Consider the following 16,123-nt stretch of genomic DNA (forward strand, 5'->3'; position numbering starts at 1 on the left):
GGCGGCCGCGGGCGGGGGCGCGCTGCGGCGGCCGGCCGGGGAAACGGCGGGCGGGGGTGGCGTCGGCGCAGTTTGATAACGTTACCAACGAGCCAGACCAGACCTTACCCACGGACGGGCGTCACCCGTCAATGGTTGAATGGCCTCGAATTTTCACCGGCCGGTTCCCCGGCCTCCGCCGAGCCGTCACCCACGAGAGAACCCCCATGCCCAACACCCCACGGCCGCCGCGTCGCGTCACCATCCCCGACGTCGCCCGGCACGCCGGCGTGGGACAGGCCACCGCCGCCCGGGTTCTGGGCGGGTACGGCTCGTCCAGCGCGGCCACCCGGGAACGGGTGCTGGCCGCCGCCGCGGAACTGGGCTACAGCACCAACGCGGTGGCCCGGAGCATGATCAGCGGACGCACCCACACCCTGGGCGTGGTCGTCGCGGACGTGGAGAACGCCTACTTCGCCCGCGCGGTGCGCGGCGTCACCGACGTCGCGGCCAAGGCCGGCCTCCAGGTCGTCCTCGCCAACAGCGACGAGAAGGGCGACATCGAGAAGTCCGCGGTGCAGATGTTCATCGAGCGGCGGGTGGACGGTCTGGTCGTGGCCCCTGCCGCGGCCGACCACGAACACCTCGACAAGGCCGTCGCCGCGGGCATCCCCGTGGTCCTGCTGGACCGTGCGCTCAGCGGCGCCACGCTGGACACGGTCGTCGTGGACAACCGCGGCGCCGCCGAGGCCGCGGTGTCCCGGTTCACCGAAGCGGGGCACACTCGCATCGCCGTGATCACCTCGGCCTCCTCCGACGAGAACGCCACGCAGCTCGCGCCCGGCGCGGACATCTGGACCACCACCGAGCGGCTCACCGGATACCGGCAGGCCCTGCGCGCCGCGGGCATCCCGCGCGGCGCGGAGCTGGTTCGGCACACCGGATACGACCGGACCTGGGCCCGCTCGGCCGTACTGGAGCTGATGAGCTCGCCCGACCGGCCCACCGCGCTGTTCACCACCGACAACGTGGCCACCCTCGGCACCCTGGACGCCCTGCTCGACCTCGGCGCCCGCATTCCCGGCGATGTCTCGGTCATCGGTTTCGACGACGCCGAGTGGGCCACCCTCGTCCGGCCGAGGCTGAGTGTGGTCAGCCAGCCGGTGCAGGAGCTGGGCGGGCTCGCGGCCGACATCCTGGTACGCCGCATCAACGGCTCGACGGCCCGCCCCCGCAGGCACACCCTGCGCGCCACCTACGTCTCTCGCGAGTCCACCGGCCCCGTGCCCGAGCGGGTCCGGCCACTGCGGTTCCCGGGGAACTGACGGGCCCGCGAGCCCGGCCCCTGGTCACCGGCCATCTCCTTGACGGCTCGGCGAACTTCGCGACGTGGAGCTGGGCAAACACCCACTGCGCTGATGGGAGGCGGCCATGGACGATGGCGGTGCGGAGAGCGCCTCAGCGGGAACCTGGCCCGGAGATGCCCCGGAACTGCTGGTCGGGGCTGGGATTCACACCGAGCCGACCCGACCGGACAACCGGGAGGGGGGATCCAAGGTCAGGCGAGGAAGGCGGTCACCTTCTTGGTGAACCAGTCGGGGTCTTCCTCTGCGACGAAGTGACCGGTCGGGGCGACCGCGCCCTGGACGTTGTCGGCGTAGGGGGCCAGGACGTGGGCGGTGGCGGTGCCGGAGTGGGTGGAGCCGACGGCGAGGACGGGCATGGGCAGCTTCCGCTCGGCGAGCAGGGCGCGGTTCTCGCGGCCGTCGGCCAGCAGGGTGCGGTAGTGCTCGAAGCCGCCGCGCAGCCGTTCGCGGCCCGTGTATGCCTGGGCGTAGGCGAAGAGGTCGTGGTCGCTGAAGGTGCCGGGGTTGGACATGGCGGTGAAGGTGGCGGTGACGAACTCCAGTTCGTGGCCGTCGAAGAGCATTTCAGGAATGTGGGGGCTCATGAAGAAGCCGAAGTGCCACATGCCGCCCTTGGCGACGTTCATCGCCTCCTCCAGGCCGAGGCCGGGCAGGAGGGAGTCGATGAGGATCAGGTGGGAGACGTCTTCGGGGTGGGCGGCGGCCCAGGCGAAGGCGACCATGGCGCCGATGTCGTGGCCGGCCACGGCCACGGGGCCGGTGAGGCTCAGGGCGGTGAGGATGCCTCGTATGTCGTCGGCCTGGTTGGTCTTGGCGTAGCCGTCCTCGGGTCGATCACTGTCGCCGGTGCCGCGCAGATCGGGTACGACGACGGTGTGGTTCCGGGCGAGGTCGGGCATGACGCGGGCCCAGGCGCGTGAGGTCTGGGGCCAGCCGTGGAGCAGGATCAGGACCGGTCCGCTGCCGCCGACAGCGACCGAGAGGCGGGTGCGGTTGGTGTCGATCTGCTGCACGGTAAAGCCGTCGGGAAGCCAGTCGGCAGTGCTCATGACAGGGGCCTTTCGTCGAAGAAATGGTCGAGCAGGTGTGCTGAGGGAAAGGCTGTATCGAGGCGCTTCGGGGTGAAGGGCTGCGCCACCTCAGGAGAGGCGTAGCGGTGGCGAAGCCGTGGTCACCCTGCGGGGGTGGCCAGGCGGCGCAGGCGTTCTTCACCGATCATGGTCAGCATGTCGGTGTGCTGGGGCTGCCAGCCGAGGTCCTGCTGCGCGCGGACGGCGCGGATGCGGCCTGAGACGGCCATGATGAGGGCGCCGAATTCGCCCCACACGTCGGCGGCCTCCCGGGGGGTGAGGCTGCGTGCCTCGACGCCGAGGTCGGCGGCGACGCGTTCGGCGATCCAGCGGTTGGGGGTCTCTCCGGCCACGGCGTGGTACAGCCCGCCGGGCCGGCCCTTTTCCTGGGCGAGGGAGAACAGGCGGGTCACGTCGTCGATGTGGACGTGGCTGTAGGTGTTCAGCCCTTCGCCGATGTAGCAGGCCGCCCCTGTCGCGGCGACCGACTGGTAGACCATCGACACGTGGCCGTGATCGCCGGGCCCCCAGATCAGACCGGGCCGGATGACCATCGCGCGCAGACCGTCCTGGGCGGCGGCCCGGACGGTGTCCTCGGCGGCCTTGCGGTAGGCGGCCAGGGGTTCGGGCGTGACCGGGTCGTCCTCGGCGAAGACGTCCGGGCTCCAGGCGCCCGCGGTGCGCTGTGCCAGCACTCCAATGCCGGACAGGAAGATCAGCGTCTTGTCCGTGCCGGTCAGGGCCCGGATGAGGTCCTGGACGGTCGCGGTCTCCTGCTCCGGTCCCGCCTGGGCGGCGTAGATGACCGTGTCGGCGGCCCGGGCCGCCTCGATGACGGTGGGGCGGTGCTCGTCCAGGTCACCTGACACGGGGGTGATGCCCTGGGAGGCGAGGGTGGCGGCGGCGCTCTTGGTGCGGGCCAGGCCGGTGACCGTGTGGCCTTCGGAGGACAGGTGCCGGGCGAGGGCGCCGCCCACGAAGCCGCTGGCGCCGATGATGAATATGTTCATGGTGAGGCCGCTTCAGGAGGGCAGGGCGCTGAGCTCGCCGCCGTCGGCGAACAACACGGCGCCGTTGACGTAGGAGCTGGCCGGGCTCACCAGGAAGGAGACGATCTCGGCGATCTCGCTGGGGTCTCCGGCACGGCCGCGGGCGGTGGTCTTGTCCAGCATCGCGGTGTGCTCGCCGAGCATGGCCTTGGTGCCCTCGGTGTGCACGGGGCCGGGCGAGACGGTGTTGATCCGCACGCCGGACGGGCCGAACTCGGTCGCCCAGTAGCGGGTGAGGATCTCGGCACCCGCCTTGGAGGCGCCGTAGGCGGCGCCGATGGGGGCGGGCATGCGGGCCGCGCTGGAGCCGACGATCACGATCGAGCCCTGGCCACGCTCGGCCATACCGGGCGCCAGCGCGGCGACCAGCAGGAACGGGGCGCGCGTGTTGACCGCGACCTGCCGGTCGAAGCTCGCGGCGTCGGTCAGCGCGGTCGGGGCGAACTCGTACAGGCCGGCGCTGTTGACCAGGATGTCCACCGCTCCGGCCGCGGCGGCCAGGCGCAGCGTGTCCTCGGCGTCGGTGAGGTCCGCGGCGACGAAACGAGCACTGCCGCCCTCCGCCGCGATCTGCTCGACCAGGGCTTCGCCCCGAACCTGATCGCGGCCGTGCAGGACGATGTCCGCGCCTTGGGCGGCCAGGTTCTGCGCGATGGCCTTGCCGATGCCCGAAGTCGCTCCGGTCACGAGTGCGGTGCGGCCCTGCAAAGCGATGCTGGCGCTCATGGTGATCTTCCTTGCCGTGATGCGTTCGGCGCGCGGCATGGATCTCGTCGGCGCCCTTCCGAGATCTACTATGCATCGCAGATGTTCTGTAGACAAGAACATCTGTCGTTACGCGTATGTAGTAGGATGTGTGGGTGAGTGCATCCGCGTCCGAGAACGACAAGCCGCGCGCCGAGACGGAATCCCTGGCGCTGGACACCGACCTGGGCTGGGCGATCCGCATGGTCTCCGCGGCGTTCCGCCGCGTCGCCACCGACTCCGTCGCAGACCTGCCCGGCGGAGCCCGCGGCTACCTGGTCCTGGTCGCACTGGCCGGCGGCAGCGAGCCGCCGTCACAGCTCGCCCTGGCCAAAGAGGTGAGTCTCGACCGCACCGTGATGACCTACCTCCTCGACGACCTCGAAGCCCACGATCTGGTGACCCGCAAGCCGGACCCCCGCGACCGGCGCGCCCGCCAGGTCCTCATCACCGACACCGGACGCGCCCGCCTCGCCCAGGTACGCGAAAGCCTCGGCGCCGCCGAAGCGCGCCTCCTCACAGACCTCAATCCCAAGGACACCGAGCAACTGCGGACGTTGCTCGCCCGCGTCGCACAGACCGCGCAGCGCGAAGTCGTCGCCCCCGACGAAGCAGAGTGCTAGCCAACCCTCGCGGCGCAGCGGTCGGGCACAGTGGCGAGCCGCCGACCGGTGGGAGAACGCTGAGGCCGAGCAGGCGGCTGAAGGCGAACGCGGCTCGGCGGCGAGGCCCATAAGCGAGGCGTTTCGGTGGGCCGGGGCCGGGGCCGGATGCCGAGTGCCTTGAGTCTGCGTGACGGACTGACCGGCTCCATCGACCGGCCGGTACGGGAGCCGGGGAACAGCCAGGGGCTGGGGACGGGATCGAGGCGGTGGGCCTTGCCGAACGGATGGTGCACCAGCTCGCGGATCATGCCGTCGAGCGGCGGCGGGATCTCCACCGGGCGTGTGCCCAGGCGCAGTTGCAGCGTTGTGCCGTCCTCGAGGACGTTGTCTCGGGGCAGTGCGCAGATCAGGGACGGGGGCTGCGCGAACAGCAGCAGGAGCAGTCCGGCCCAGTGGTCGCGGACGGCGATGTCAGGCTCGTGGACAAGCCGGTGCTCACGTTCGAGACCCCGCGCGCGGGGGTGGCCGCCCGGCGTTCCGTGCAGGCTCACGTGTGGCCAATCTGCGGATGCGGGAGTGGCAAGCGGCTTCTGTTTGACCGGGTTTGGGTAATTTAGGGTGGCTCGTTTCCTTAAACGAAGGCCGCTCGCGTCAAAGGACCGCGGCTCAATGACACATAAAACACACCCCTGATCCACGTGGATCGACTAAGCTCGTGGGCGCACGGAAAGCCATAAGAGTCACCGTCCGCCAGCGGCTGACTCGACTGGAGCCCCGTCCTCCACTGGCTCTGGTTCTCGTTGCCCAGCACCTGAAGACACCCCGACGCGCATAGCGGAGCCCTGCCCCGCATTCGCGGGGCAGGGCTCTTGGTGCATGGCCCTTTAGCGGCCGGTGACCATGACGTCGACAGCGTCATGGTCACCGGCTAGGTCGTTGCGTTGAACACCCAGATCGCCGCATCCGCGATGGCGTCCACCACCTTGGTGGCGAAAGCCGATACGAACGCGGCAAGGGTGATCAGGGTAAGTTCACGCCGGCCGAGCCTGCGGGCCAGTTCCCGTAAGTGCCTCAACGGGTTGTCACCTCCTCGTCGCCCCGAACCCGTTGCCCGGGGACAGAGTGGTGGAGGTGCCACGCCGTGCTGGCGTGAGCAAGGTTACGCGCGCTACACGTACGACGTGGCCCGTTCGTGGAAATTGTGTCTCGGCCGCTCTGAAGGGGGACGGCCCACCTGACTACGCTCGCGGACAGCGCGGGGGCGCGCTCTGGAGGAGATGTATGGTCCGGCTCCTGCCGTCTCGCCACCGTCCTGTCGGCGAACGAGTGGCAGCGCGTCAGTCGAGGTGACGTGCCCGAGGGCCGAAGCGGGGGTTTGGTCCGTGACTGGTCCGGAAGCACTGGTCAGGAGGGGTGCAGTCGTGGGAAGAATTGGGAATTAGCGCGCAAGCTGGGCCCGGTTGAGAGCGGGTTGCATGAAGGGCGCCTGACCGGTGAAACCCCAGGTCAGGCGCCCTTTCGCATGTGTCTAGAAGAAGCCCAGCTTCTTCGGCGAGTACGACACGAGGAGGTTCTTCGTCTGCTGGTAGTGCTCCAGCATCATCTTGTGCGTCTCGCGGCCGATGCCCGACTGCTTGTAGCCGCCGAATGCCGCGTGCGCGGGGTAGGCGTGGTAGCAGTTGGTCCAGACGCGGCCCGCCTGGATCGCGCGGCCCGCGCGGTAGGCCGTGTTGGCGTCGCGCGTCCACACACCCGCGCCAAGCCCGTACAGCGTGTCGTTGGCGATCTTGATGGCGTCGTCGAAGTCGTCGAAGGAGGCCACCGAGACGACCGGGCCGAAGATCTCCTCCTGGAAGACCCGCATCCGGTTGTCACCTTCGAAGATGGTCGGCTGCACGTAGTAGCCGCCCTTCAACTCGCCGTCGTACTCGATGCGTTCCCCGCCCGTGAGGACCTTCGCGCCCTCCTGCCGGCCGATGTCCAGGTAGGAGAGGATCTTCTCCAGCTGGTCGTTGGACGCCTGGGCGCCGATCATCGTGTCGGTGTCGAGCGGGTGCCCCGGCTTGATCTGCCGGGTGCGCTCGACCGCGGCCGCCAGGAACTCCGCGTAGTGGCCGCGCTGGACGAGCGCCCGTGACGGGCACGTGCACACCTCGCCCTGGTTGAGCGCGAACATCGTGAAGCCTTCCAGCGCCTTGTCGCGGAAGTCGTCGTCGTGCGCCCACACGTCGTCGAAGAAGATGTTCGGCGACTTGCCGCCCAGTTCGAGCGTGACCGGCTTGATGTTCTCCGAGGCGTACTGCATGATCAGCCGCCCCGTCGTGGTCTCCCCGGTGAACGCCACCTTCGCGACCCGCGGGCTCGACGCCAGCGGCTTGCCCGCCTCGACACCGAAGCCGTTGACGATGTTCAGCACGCCCGGCGGCAGCAGGTCCGCGATCAGGCTCACCCAGTAGTGGATGGAGGCCGGGGTCTGCTCGGCCGGCTTGAGCACCACCGCGTTGCCCGCGGCGAGCGCCGGCGCGAGCTTCCACGTGGCCATCAGGATCGGGAAGTTCCACGGGATGATCTGCGCGACGACTCCGAGCGGCTCGTGGAAGTGGTACGCCACCGTGTCGTCGTCGATCTCGCCCAGCGACCCCTCCTGCGCACGGATCGCCCCCGCGAAGTACCGGAAGTGGTCGATCGCCAGCGGGATGTCCGCCGCCAGCGTCTCCCGCACCGGCTTGCCGTTCTCCCAGCTCTCCGCCACCGCGAGGGCCTCGAGGTTGGCCTCCATCCGGTCGGCGATCTTCCGCAGGATGTCCGAGCGCTCCGTCACCGACGTGCGGCCCCAGCCGGGAGCGGCCTCGTGCGCCGCGTCCAGCGCTCGCTCCACGTCCTCCGCGGTGCCCCGCGCGATCTCGGTGAACGGCTGCCCGTTGACCGGCGACGGGTTCTCGAAGTACTGCCCGCGTACCGGCGGCACGTACTCGCCGCCGATGAAATGGTCGTAGCGCGACTGGTAGGAGACGATCGCGCCCTCGGTGCCCGGCGCCGCGTAACGAGTCATCCTGGTGTGCCTCCCGGTGCAGCGCTGCCCGCCGTTGGGCAGCTCTGGGCGCGAGGCTAGGCGGGCGGACGTTGCAAGTACGTTGCGCCGCGGGCCCACCCCTCTGCGCGCCCCACCGGCACCGCCAACTCCGCCTCCAGCGACGCCAGCCGGGCCCGCACCGATGCCGTCGGCCGCACCGTCGCGAGCGCCCGCCACACCTCGATGTCGTCCTCCCCCCAAGGGGCGTGCGCCCACTCCGCCAGCAGATCGGGATCGCGGTGCGCGACCAGCGCCGTCCGCAGCCCCCGCGCGAGCCGGTCCCGCAGCCGTACGATGGCCGGTGCCTGCGAACCGGGCAGCAGCGGACCGGCGTACGCCTCGGTCGCCGCGGTGATCGCCCCCGACGCCAGCCGCCGCTCCACCACGGTCGCGTCCGCGTCGACCGACGCGGTCAGCCGGTACGGCCGCGACGCCAGCATCCCCGGCCCCAGCAACCGCCGCAGGCGTGCCAGTTCCGCGCGCAGCGTCACCGGGGTCACCGACTCGTCCGCGTACAGCGCGCACAGCAACGCGTCACCCGTCAGCCCCTCGGGATGCCGCGACAGCAGCAGCACGATCTCGCTGTGCCGACGACTCAGCCTCATCCGGCGCCCCTGAACAACGAGTTCGGCTTCGTCCCGGCCGAGCGCACGCAGCATCGGCGCGTCCGCGGTACATCGCGCCGGAGTGAGCAGTGCCAACTGGGCCTCCGCCGCCCGCGCCACGGCCTGCACGAACCCCAGGCTGTGCGGGTGCGCCAGACCGTCCCCGCCGGTGACGTCCACGGCACCCAGCACCCGTCCCGTGCGCGGATCGTGTACCGGAGCGGCCGCACACGTCCAGGGCTGCACCCGCCGGGTGAAGTGCTCCGCGGCGAACACCTGCACCGGCCGGTCAAGCGCTACGGCGGTCCCCGGCGCGTTGGTGCCCACGGCGGTCTCCGACCAGCGCGCGCCCGGCACGAAGTTCATCGCGTCGGCCCGCCGCCGCGCCGCCGGGTGCCCCTCGACCCACAGCAGCCTGCCCTGCGCGTCGCACACCGCGAGCAACTGCTCGTCCTCGGCGGCGAAGGTGCCCAGGAGCTCCCGGAACAGTGGCATCACCCGTGCCAGCGGATGTTCGGCCCGGTAGGCTCCGAGGTCGCCGTCGGACAGCTCCACGCTGGCCGTGCCGTCCGGTACGACGCCGGCCCGTGCGCTGCGCCGCCACGACTCCGCCACCACCGACCGCACCGGGCGCGGCACCGCGCCCACCGTGGTGAACGTCTCGTGCGCGCGGCGCAGCACCCGGACCCGCTCGGCGGGATCGGCCCCCGGCTCCAGGGCCACCCACGGATCGGTCAACTCGGCCTCCCCGGACGGTGTGACGGTGATGATCCGGCTGGAACCATCGTCACGTGCCGTGTCCGCGCAGACAACCGGTGTGACGCCGGTTCGGGACCGGTGCTAGGCGAAGTTGACGAGTCTGATGTAGCGGACCCAGTCCCAGTTGGGTCCCGGATCGGTGTGGTCGGTGCCGGGTACCTGGTAGTGGCCGATGATGTGCTCCCTGTCCTTGGGGATGCCGTATCTGTCGCAGATGGAGGCCGTGACCTTCGCCGACTGCTCGTAGAGGGCGTTGGTGAAGTAGGAGGGCTGGTCCACCCAGCCCTCGTGCTCGATGCCGATACTGCGGGTGTTGTAGCTCCAGTTGCCCGCGTGCCAGGCGATGTCGTGCTCGCGTACGCACTGGGCGATGTGCCCGTCCGCCGACCGCACCAGATAGTGCGCGGTCACCTGTTTCTCCGGGTTCTGGAAGATGGCCAGGGTGTTGGCGTACGTCTCCTGTGTCACATGGATGATGACCCGGTCGATGGCATAGCTGCCGGGCCGGCTGGAAGCCGTGTAGTTGGCGGTGCTGGCGGGCACCCACTCGGCGGCCGGGTAGTCGACGGAGCCGCTCGCACCGGCTCGCGCTTCCGGCAGCAACGCGTACGGAACGGCGGCGAGTGCCGCGCCCTTCAGGATCCATCGTCTGCTCAGACACGGTCTTTCCCGGTCCATGTCCATCGCGGGTGCCTTTCTGGTGCGGGGGAGTCGGGGAGTGATGGGAGTACGGGGGAGGGTGGTGCGTCCTGCGTGTTCGGAAAGGGTGGCTCAGGGGGGCGGATGAGAGCGGCGCCAGTGGCACTGACGGGTCGGAGGCGGGAGCGCGGGGGGAGGGGGCGGGGCGCCGGTTGACGCAGCCGTGCGCTGCCGTGACCAGCCGTCAGCCGCGCGGAGGCTGTGCGGCCTCCCGGTGACGCGCGTGCGCATCGCGGTAGGTCCCCCGCACGGCCGGCCACTCCTTGAGGGGTTTGGCCGCGGATGTGTGGTTCGTGCCCCAGGCGTTCGCCAGCCACCGCGCAGGACCCGCCTGCGATATCCGGAACGTGTCCGCCGGCGAGCGCGCCCGGCCGGTCGAGGCGATGGGCGTATCCGACTCCAGCCGGGGACGCGGGGTCGCGACGCCCTTGAGGAGGTCCTCGATCAGCACGGATTTCCTTGCGCACTCCACCGTCACCCCCATCCCTTTGTTGCCGCCCGATCTGTGTGAATGGCGCTCAGACCACGAGGTCTACGCGGGATCTGACGCGCCGGCAGCGCGTGCCTCGTGCGATTCACGGTACGGCGCGGGCGGGCCCGGCAGAAGGCTCCGCCACGGTTCCGTGGACAAGCGGAAGCCTGTGGATAACTTCGCCACTCCTTCGAGTGAGGACAATGCGCCGAAGGGCGGTGCGGCCGCGCCTGATCCGTCGGCGGACCCGAGCCCGCCGGTGCTTGACCAAGCGTCAGGAACGTTTCGCCGCTGACGCCGGGTCATCGAGCACGGCGCGGGCGACGGAGTGCGCCGCGCCCAGCAGCGGTCCCTCGGGGCCGAGCGGCGACACCGCCACCGGGCAGGTCGGACCTGCCGTGCGGCCGGCCAGTTCCGCCTCCAGCGAGGGCAGCAGCCAGGGGGAGAGCCCCGCCAGTGCGCCGCCCAGGACCACCGTCTCGGGGTCGAGCAGATTCACCGCCCCAGTCAGTGCGATGCCCAGCGCCGTGCCCGCGTCCCGCAGCGCCGCCCGCACCCCTTCCTCACCCTTCCCGGCATGCTCCGCGAGCAGGCCGACGAGATCCTCGCGCGGCCGCAGCCCCGCCGCGCGCAGCACCGCCTCCTGACCCGCGTACTGCTCCAGACAGCCGCGCCCGCCGCACGCGCAGGACGGCCCGTCCGGTCGTACCGGCACATGGCCCAGCTCACCCGCGAACCCGCGCGTGCCGCGCAGCAGCCGCCCGTCCACGACGATCGCCGCGCCGATGCCGATCTCGGCCGACACATGCAGGAACTCGCGCGAGGTGCCGGCACCGAGCCACAGTTCGGCCAGCGCGCCGAAGTTGGCCTCGTTGTCCACGGTGAGCGGCCAGTCGCCGGGCAGCAGGTCGCCGAGGTCGGTGTCGCGCCATTCGAGGTTGGGCGCGCGGACGACCGTACGGCCGTCACGCGCCACCAGTCCGGGTACGGCGACCGCGAGCCCGGCGGCCCACAGCTCCTCCCGTTCGGCCTCGGCGACCACCTGGCGGACCAGCGCCGTCAGTTCCGCGATCACCGGTGCGGGCGCCCGGCCGCGGTTGGTACCGCGGCGCACGGCCCGCGCCCGGACCGTGCCACGCAGGTCGACGGCGCACACCGCGAGGTGATCCACGCCGATCTCGGCCCCGATGCCGGCCGGGCCACGGCTGCTCACCGCCAACGCCGATCCGGGTCGGCCCACGCGCCCCGGCCGCTCGGGGCCCAGTTCCTCCAGCAACCCCCAGCGGATCAGATCGTCCACCAGGGTCGACACCGCGGCCCGCGTCAGGCCGATGCGCGAGGCCACCGCCGCCCGTGACAGCGAGCCCTCGGCGCTGACCGCGTGCAGCACCCGCGCGAGGTTGCGCCGGCGCATGCCCTGCTGGGTGTCCGGCAGGGCCCGGCCGACCCCCGAGGGTCGGGCCTCGTGCAGCGGTGCGGTCATGCCTGCGTCAATCCTCGTTCCGGGGCCGGGCGGCGCGGTTCAGCGGTTTTCCGTGCCCCGTGCCAGCAGCGGGGCCGCGTCGGAGAGTACCCCGCCGATCCGGGCCAGCGTCTCCTCGTCCCGGTGCACCGGCTCCAGCACCGGCCCGGCCGCGGTGTTCCAGCGGCGGGCCACCGCCGCCGGGTCCTCACCGGTCAGCAGCCCGGCGGCCTGGGCCGCCGCGCCCAGGGCGACCAACTCCTTGGCCGCGGGGATCTGGACCGGCCGCCCGGACAGCCGCCGCACGGTCTGCTGCCAGGCCCGGCCCCGCGCGCCGCCGCCGATCAGCAGCAGCGGGCCGTCCCGGTCCGCCTCCTCGTCGAGGACCAGGTCGAGGGCGTCGAGCAGCGAGTGCACCGCGCCGTCGTACGCCGCCTGGAGCAGTTGGCCCGGCGTCGTGTCGTGGCGCAGCCCGTGCAGCAGTCCGGAGGCGTTCGGCAGGTCGGGGGTGCGCTCGCCGTCCAGGAACGGCAGCAGGGTCACGGAGCCGCCGGGAGCCACGGCCTCGCGGTCCAGGCCCAGCAGGGTCGCGACGCGGTCCACGGCGAGTGTGCAGTTCAGAGTGCAGGCCAGGGGCAGCCAGTCCCCGCGCGCGTCGGCGAATCCCGCCACCGTGCCGGTGGGGTCGGCCGGGCGGTACCGGGAGACGGCGTACACCGTGCCGGACGTGCCGAGGCTCAGCACCGGGGTGCCGGGCAGCAGACCGAGGCCCAGCGCGGCCGCCGCGTTGTCGCCGGTACCAGGGGCCACCAAGGTGCCCTTGGAGAAGGGCAGTCCATGGCCATCGCGCACGGTCCCGGCCACCTCGCCCGGACGTGCCACCCGAGGCAGCAGCGCCGGGTCGAGCCCGATGTGCGCCAGGGTCTGCTCGTCGTACCGCTCCGCGCCGGACGCCCACCAGCCGGTGCCGGAGACATCACCGCGATCGGTGACGGCCTGCCCGGTCAGGCGCTCGGTGAGGTAGTCGTGGGGGAGCCGTACGGCCGTGGTGGCGCGCGCCGCCTCCGGTTCGTGCTCGGCGAGCCACGCCCACTTGGTCACGGTGAACGACGCGCCGGGCACGCTGCCGGTGCGCTCCGCCCATGCCTTCGGGCCGCCCAGCTCCTCCACCAGCCGACGGGCCTGCGGCGCGGAACGGACGTCGTTCCAGAGCAGCGCCGGACGCACCGGCTCACCGTGCTCGTCCAGCGTGACCAGGCCGTGCTGCTGGCCGCCGATCGACACCGCGGCCGCCTCGTGCGCCGCGTCACCGCACTGGCGCAGCGCTTCGCCCAGGGCGTCCCACCACTGGCGCGGATCGCTCTCCCGGCCCGCGCCGCCGGTGACGGTGTGCGGTGCCTGGCCGCTCGCCACCACCCGGCCGGTGGCCGCGTCGACGACCAGGGCCTTCGTGGACTGGGTGGACGTGTCCACGCCGACGACGAGCGGTCCATCCGCTGCTGACATGGGGTTCTCCCTCTTCCGCGGCTCAGCGGGATGTGCTGTGGGGCGCTCCCGAAGGACGCCCCCGAGGGCGCCCTGTGGAAGCCATCTTCCGAAGACACCTTGTGGTTGAAGACACCTTGTCTCTTCCCAGAGGCGTGGTCGCATACTAATTTGTAAACGGCCATGACGAAATAGTCGTACGGAACAAGGAGCCGCGACATGAGCTTCCAGCCCACCCCCGAGGACAGGTTCACCTTCGGTCTGTGGACCGTCGGCTGGCAGGGGAAGGACCCGTTCGGCGACGCCACCCGCCCTGCCCTCGACCCGGTCGAGACCGTGCAGCGCCTGGCCGAACTGGGCGCCTACGGTGTGACCTTCCACGACGACGACCTGATCCCCTTCGGGTCCTCCGACACCGAGCGCGAGTCGCACATCAAGCGGTTCCGCCAGGCCCTGGACGCCACCGGCATGAAGGTGCCCATGGCGACCACGAACCTCTTCACACACCCTGTCTTCAAGGACGGCGGCTTCACCGCCAACGACCGCGATGTACGCCGGTACGCGCTGCGCAAGACGATCCGCAACATCGACCTGGCGGTCGAGCTGGGCGCCGAGACGTACGTCGCCTGGGGCGGCCGGGAGGGCGCCGAGTCCGGTGGCGCCAAGGACGTGCGCGACGCCCTCGACCGCATGAAGGAGGCGTTCGACCTCCTCGGCGAGTACGTCACCGCCCAGGGCTACGACATCCGTTTCGCCATCGAGCCCAAGCCCAACGAGCCCCGCGGCGACATCCTGCTGCCCACCGTCGGCCACGCGCTGGCCTTCATCGAGCGACTGGAGCGCCCGGAGCTGTACGGCGTCAACCCGGAGGTCGGCCACGAGCAGATGGCCGGCCTGAACTTCCCCCACGGCATCGCGCAGGCCCTGTGGGCGGGCAAGCTCTTTCACATCGACCTCAACGGCCAGTCCGGCATCAAGTACGACCAGGACCTGCGGTTCGGCGCCGGCGACCTACGGGCGGCGTTCTGGCTGGTCGACCTTCTGGAGAGCGCCGGCTACGAGGGTCCGCGGCACTTCGACTTCAAGCCGCCGCGCACCGAGGACTTCGACGGCGTGTGGGCCTCGGCCGCGGGCTGCATGCGCAACTACCTGATCCTCAAGGACCGCGCGGCCGCCTTCCGCGCCGACCCGGAGGTGCAGGAGGCGCTGCGTGCCGCGCGTCTGGACCAGCTGGCCCAGCCGACCGCGGCCGACGGCCTGGACGCCCTGCTCGCCGACCGCACCGCGTTCGAGGACTTCGACGTCGACGCCGTCGCCGCACGCGGAATGGCCTTCGAACACCTCGACCAGCTGGCGATGGACCACCTGCTGGGCGCCCGCGGCTGACAGCCGCACGCGCGGAGCGGGGCCGCAAGGACACCGGGGAGCATGGCACCTACGCGCGCCGGGCTCCCCGGCTGTTCCGCCGCGGACGGCATGGGTGACTTCGCGGTGATCCCCCGGTCGGCCCTAGGACGTGTCTGATAATCGATCTTGTGGTGGGTCGTGGTGAGCTGACGGATGCGGCGTGGGAGCGGATAGCGCCACTGTTGCCGGGTGTTGACGGGCGAGGCCGTCCGTGGCGGGATCACCGGCAGGTGATCAATGGGGTGTTGTGGCGGTTGCGGACGGGTGCTCCGTGGCGTGACCTGCCAGAGCGCTTCGGGCCGTGGCAGACGGTCTACGAGCGGTTCGCCCGCTGGGAGACGGACGGGACCTGGGCCCGCCTGCTCGAAGAGGTTCAGGTCCGCGACGACTCCGTCGGGGCCGTGGAATGGACGGTCTCGGTCGACTCCACGATCAACCGGGCCCACCAGCACGCCGCCGGCGCTCGCAAAAAGGGGCGTCGACGGGGGACGAACTGGAAGATCCGGAACGCACGGCGGCTGGTCAGGCGCTCGGCCGGTCCCGCGGCGGGCTGACCACCAAGGTCCACCTCGCCTGTGACGGCCGGGGCCTGCCCCTGGCCGTCGTCCTCACGCCGGGCAACGTCAACGACTCCACCGCCTTCGACGCGGTCTTGGACGCGGTTAGAGTGCCCCGGACGGGCGTCGGGCGGCCGCGCCGCAGACCCGATGCGGTCATCGCCGACAAGGCGTATTCATCACGGGCGATCCGCCAGACGCTACGGCACCGGGGCATCCGGGCGGTGATCCCGGAAAGGGCTGATCAGAAGGCCAACCGGATGCGGCGCGGCCGGGCCGGCGGCAGGCCACCGGCCTTCGACCGTGAGCTCTACAAGGCCCGCAACGTCGTCGAACGCTGCTTCAACCGGCTCAAGCAGTTCCGCGCCATCGCGACCCGCTTCGACAAACTCGCCGCCCGCTACCGGGCCGGACTTCACCTCGCAGCACTCATCCTCTGGCTCCGCGAACCGAGCCAAGATCATTTGTCAGACAGGTCCTAGGGGCGCACATCAGGGATGTCTCAGAAGCGAGGCCCGGAACCGCGGGGGGCGGGGGGCCGTTCTCACAGCAGAGAACGGCAGTGGCCGTGAAGGAGGCGACGCTCATGTCGAGAAACGCGAAGATCGCCACAGGGGGTGTGGCGGTCGGTCTGATACTGCTGCTCCTGGGGCTGCCCTGGTGGGTGGTGCTCCTGGTCGTGGTGGGAGTCCCGGCCGCCGCCTACCTGGCGCTGGACCCCTCCCAGCGGCGCAGGCTCCGCAGGATCACCCGCAAGGAACTCGGCCGCTGAGACGGACACCGCGCCGCC

Annotated in this window: 15 protein-coding genes; 5 read left to right on the plus strand and 10 right to left on the minus strand. The window is 71.2% G+C overall.

Annotated features, from left to right (window positions below):
* Positions 1 to 206 precede the first annotated feature (206 nt).
* Complete coding sequence (locus ACZ7EC_RS10275; protein WP_471060377.1) at positions 207 to 1,304, plus strand: LacI family DNA-binding transcriptional regulator; 1,098 nt, start codon at positions 207 to 209, stop codon at positions 1,302 to 1,304.
* A gap of 233 nt (positions 1,305 to 1,537) precedes the next feature.
* On the opposite strand, the gene ACZ7EC_RS10280 is transcribed toward ACZ7EC_RS10275, so the two are convergent.
* From ACZ7EC_RS10280 to ACZ7EC_RS10290, 3 genes are all read right to left on the minus strand, one after another.
* A complete protein-coding gene (locus tag ACZ7EC_RS10280; protein ID WP_471060381.1) occupies positions 1,538 to 2,395 on the minus strand; it encodes an alpha/beta fold hydrolase in 858 nt (285 codons plus the stop codon).
* Positions 2,396 to 2,517: 122 nt separating this feature from the next.
* Positions 2,518 to 3,426 (minus strand): NAD-dependent epimerase/dehydratase family protein, encoded by a 909-nt coding sequence (locus ACZ7EC_RS10285; protein ID WP_471060384.1) that lies wholly within the window; start codon positions 3,424 to 3,426, stop codon positions 2,518 to 2,520.
* Positions 3,427 to 3,438: 12 nt separating this feature from the next.
* Positions 3,439 to 4,191, minus strand: coding sequence for an SDR family NAD(P)-dependent oxidoreductase (locus tag ACZ7EC_RS10290; protein WP_471060387.1), 753 nt, complete (start codon positions 4,189 to 4,191; stop codon positions 3,439 to 3,441).
* A 134-nt stretch (positions 4,192 to 4,325) separates the two neighbouring features.
* On the opposite strand from ACZ7EC_RS10290, the gene ACZ7EC_RS10295 reads away from it, so the two are divergent.
* Positions 4,326 to 4,832, plus strand: a complete 507-nt coding sequence (locus ACZ7EC_RS10295) for a MarR family winged helix-turn-helix transcriptional regulator (RefSeq protein ID WP_471060389.1) — start codon at positions 4,326 to 4,328, stop codon at positions 4,830 to 4,832.
* Here the strand turns inward: ACZ7EC_RS10295 and ACZ7EC_RS10300 are convergent.
* The 7 genes from ACZ7EC_RS10300 to xylB all read right to left on the minus strand — a co-directional run bounded on the left by ACZ7EC_RS10300 (position 4,829) and on the right by xylB (position 13,390).
* Positions 4,829 to 5,365, minus strand: coding sequence for a hypothetical protein (locus ACZ7EC_RS10300; RefSeq protein WP_471060392.1), 537 nt, complete (start codon positions 5,363 to 5,365; stop codon positions 4,829 to 4,831). The genes ACZ7EC_RS10295 and ACZ7EC_RS10300 overlap by 4 nt on opposite strands.
* Positions 5,366 to 6,342: 977 nt before the next feature.
* Positions 6,343 to 7,866: an aldehyde dehydrogenase gene (gene adh / locus ACZ7EC_RS10305; protein WP_471060395.1), complete on the minus strand. Its 1,524-nt coding sequence runs from the start codon at positions 7,864 to 7,866 to the stop codon at positions 6,343 to 6,345.
* Between the two features lie 56 nt (positions 7,867 to 7,922).
* Entirely contained in the window at positions 7,923 to 9,230 is a 1,308-nt protein-coding gene (locus ACZ7EC_RS10310) for a GAF domain-containing protein (protein WP_471060398.1), read from the minus strand.
* Between the two features lie 102 nt (positions 9,231 to 9,332).
* Entirely contained in the window at positions 9,333 to 9,929 is a 597-nt protein-coding gene (locus tag ACZ7EC_RS10315) for an N-acetylmuramoyl-L-alanine amidase (protein WP_471060400.1), read from the minus strand.
* A gap of 205 nt (positions 9,930 to 10,134) precedes the next feature.
* Entirely contained in the window at positions 10,135 to 10,401 is a 267-nt protein-coding gene (locus tag ACZ7EC_RS10320) for a hypothetical protein (RefSeq protein WP_471060403.1), read from the minus strand.
* Positions 10,402 to 10,696: 295 nt separating this feature from the next.
* Positions 10,697 to 11,905: an ROK family protein gene (locus tag ACZ7EC_RS10325; RefSeq protein ID WP_471060406.1), complete on the minus strand. Its 1,209-nt coding sequence runs from the start codon at positions 11,903 to 11,905 to the stop codon at positions 10,697 to 10,699.
* A gap of 39 nt (positions 11,906 to 11,944) precedes the next feature.
* On the minus strand, positions 11,945 to 13,390 hold the full coding sequence (gene xylB / locus ACZ7EC_RS10330) for a xylulokinase (RefSeq protein ID WP_471060409.1): 1,446 nt from the start codon (positions 13,388 to 13,390) through the stop codon (positions 11,945 to 11,947).
* Between the two features lie 198 nt (positions 13,391 to 13,588).
* On the opposite strand from xylB, the gene xylA reads away from it, so the two are divergent.
* From xylA to ACZ7EC_RS10345, 3 genes are all read left to right on the plus strand, one after another.
* Entirely contained in the window at positions 13,589 to 14,755 is a 1,167-nt protein-coding gene (gene xylA, locus ACZ7EC_RS10335; RefSeq protein WP_471060412.1) for a xylose isomerase, read from the plus strand.
* A gap of 152 nt (positions 14,756 to 14,907) precedes the next feature.
* Positions 14,908 to 15,815, plus strand: a protein-coding gene (locus tag ACZ7EC_RS10340) for an IS5 family transposase (RefSeq protein WP_471060416.1) whose coding sequence is annotated in 2 segments (ribosomal slippage) — positions 14,908 to 15,253 and positions 15,253 to 15,815 — 909 coding nt in all. Because the reading frame shifts where the segments join, the coding sequence is not laid out codon by codon here.
* 104 nt (positions 15,816 to 15,919) lie between these two features.
* A complete protein-coding gene (locus tag ACZ7EC_RS10345; RefSeq protein ID WP_471060419.1) occupies positions 15,920 to 16,105 on the plus strand; it encodes a hypothetical protein in 186 nt (61 codons plus the stop codon).
* Positions 16,106 to 16,123: the final 18 nt, after the last annotated feature.

This window comes from Streptomyces sp. NPDC037203 (assembly GCF_055605065.1).

Excerpts from the sequence above, each read along its gene's own strand:
- xylB (WP_471060409.1), bottom strand. The coding sequence starts at position 13,390 with ATGTCAGCAGCGGATGGACCGCTCGTCGTCGGCGTGGACACGTCCACC.
- adh (WP_471060395.1), bottom strand. The coding sequence starts at position 7,866 with ATGACTCGTTACGCGGCGCCGGGCACCGAGGGCGCGATCGTCTCCTAC.
- ACZ7EC_RS10275 (WP_471060377.1), top strand. The coding sequence starts at position 207 with ATGCCCAACACCCCACGGCCGCCGCGTCGCGTCACCATCCCCGACGTC.
- ACZ7EC_RS10345 (WP_471060419.1), top strand. The coding sequence starts at position 15,920 with ATGTCGAGAAACGCGAAGATCGCCACAGGGGGTGTGGCGGTCGGTCTG.
- ACZ7EC_RS10325 (WP_471060406.1), bottom strand. The coding sequence starts at position 11,905 with ATGACCGCACCGCTGCACGAGGCCCGACCCTCGGGGGTCGGCCGGGCC.
- xylA (WP_471060412.1), top strand. The coding sequence starts at position 13,589 with ATGAGCTTCCAGCCCACCCCCGAGGACAGGTTCACCTTCGGTCTGTGG.
- ACZ7EC_RS10290 (WP_471060387.1), bottom strand. The coding sequence starts at position 4,191 with ATGAGCGCCAGCATCGCTTTGCAGGGCCGCACCGCACTCGTGACCGGA.
- ACZ7EC_RS10280 (WP_471060381.1), bottom strand. The coding sequence starts at position 2,395 with ATGAGCACTGCCGACTGGCTTCCCGACGGCTTTACCGTGCAGCAGATC.
- ACZ7EC_RS10315 (WP_471060400.1), bottom strand. The coding sequence starts at position 9,929 with ATGGACCGGGAAAGACCGTGTCTGAGCAGACGATGGATCCTGAAGGGC.
- ACZ7EC_RS10285 (WP_471060384.1), bottom strand. The coding sequence starts at position 3,426 with ATGAACATATTCATCATCGGCGCCAGCGGCTTCGTGGGCGGCGCCCTC.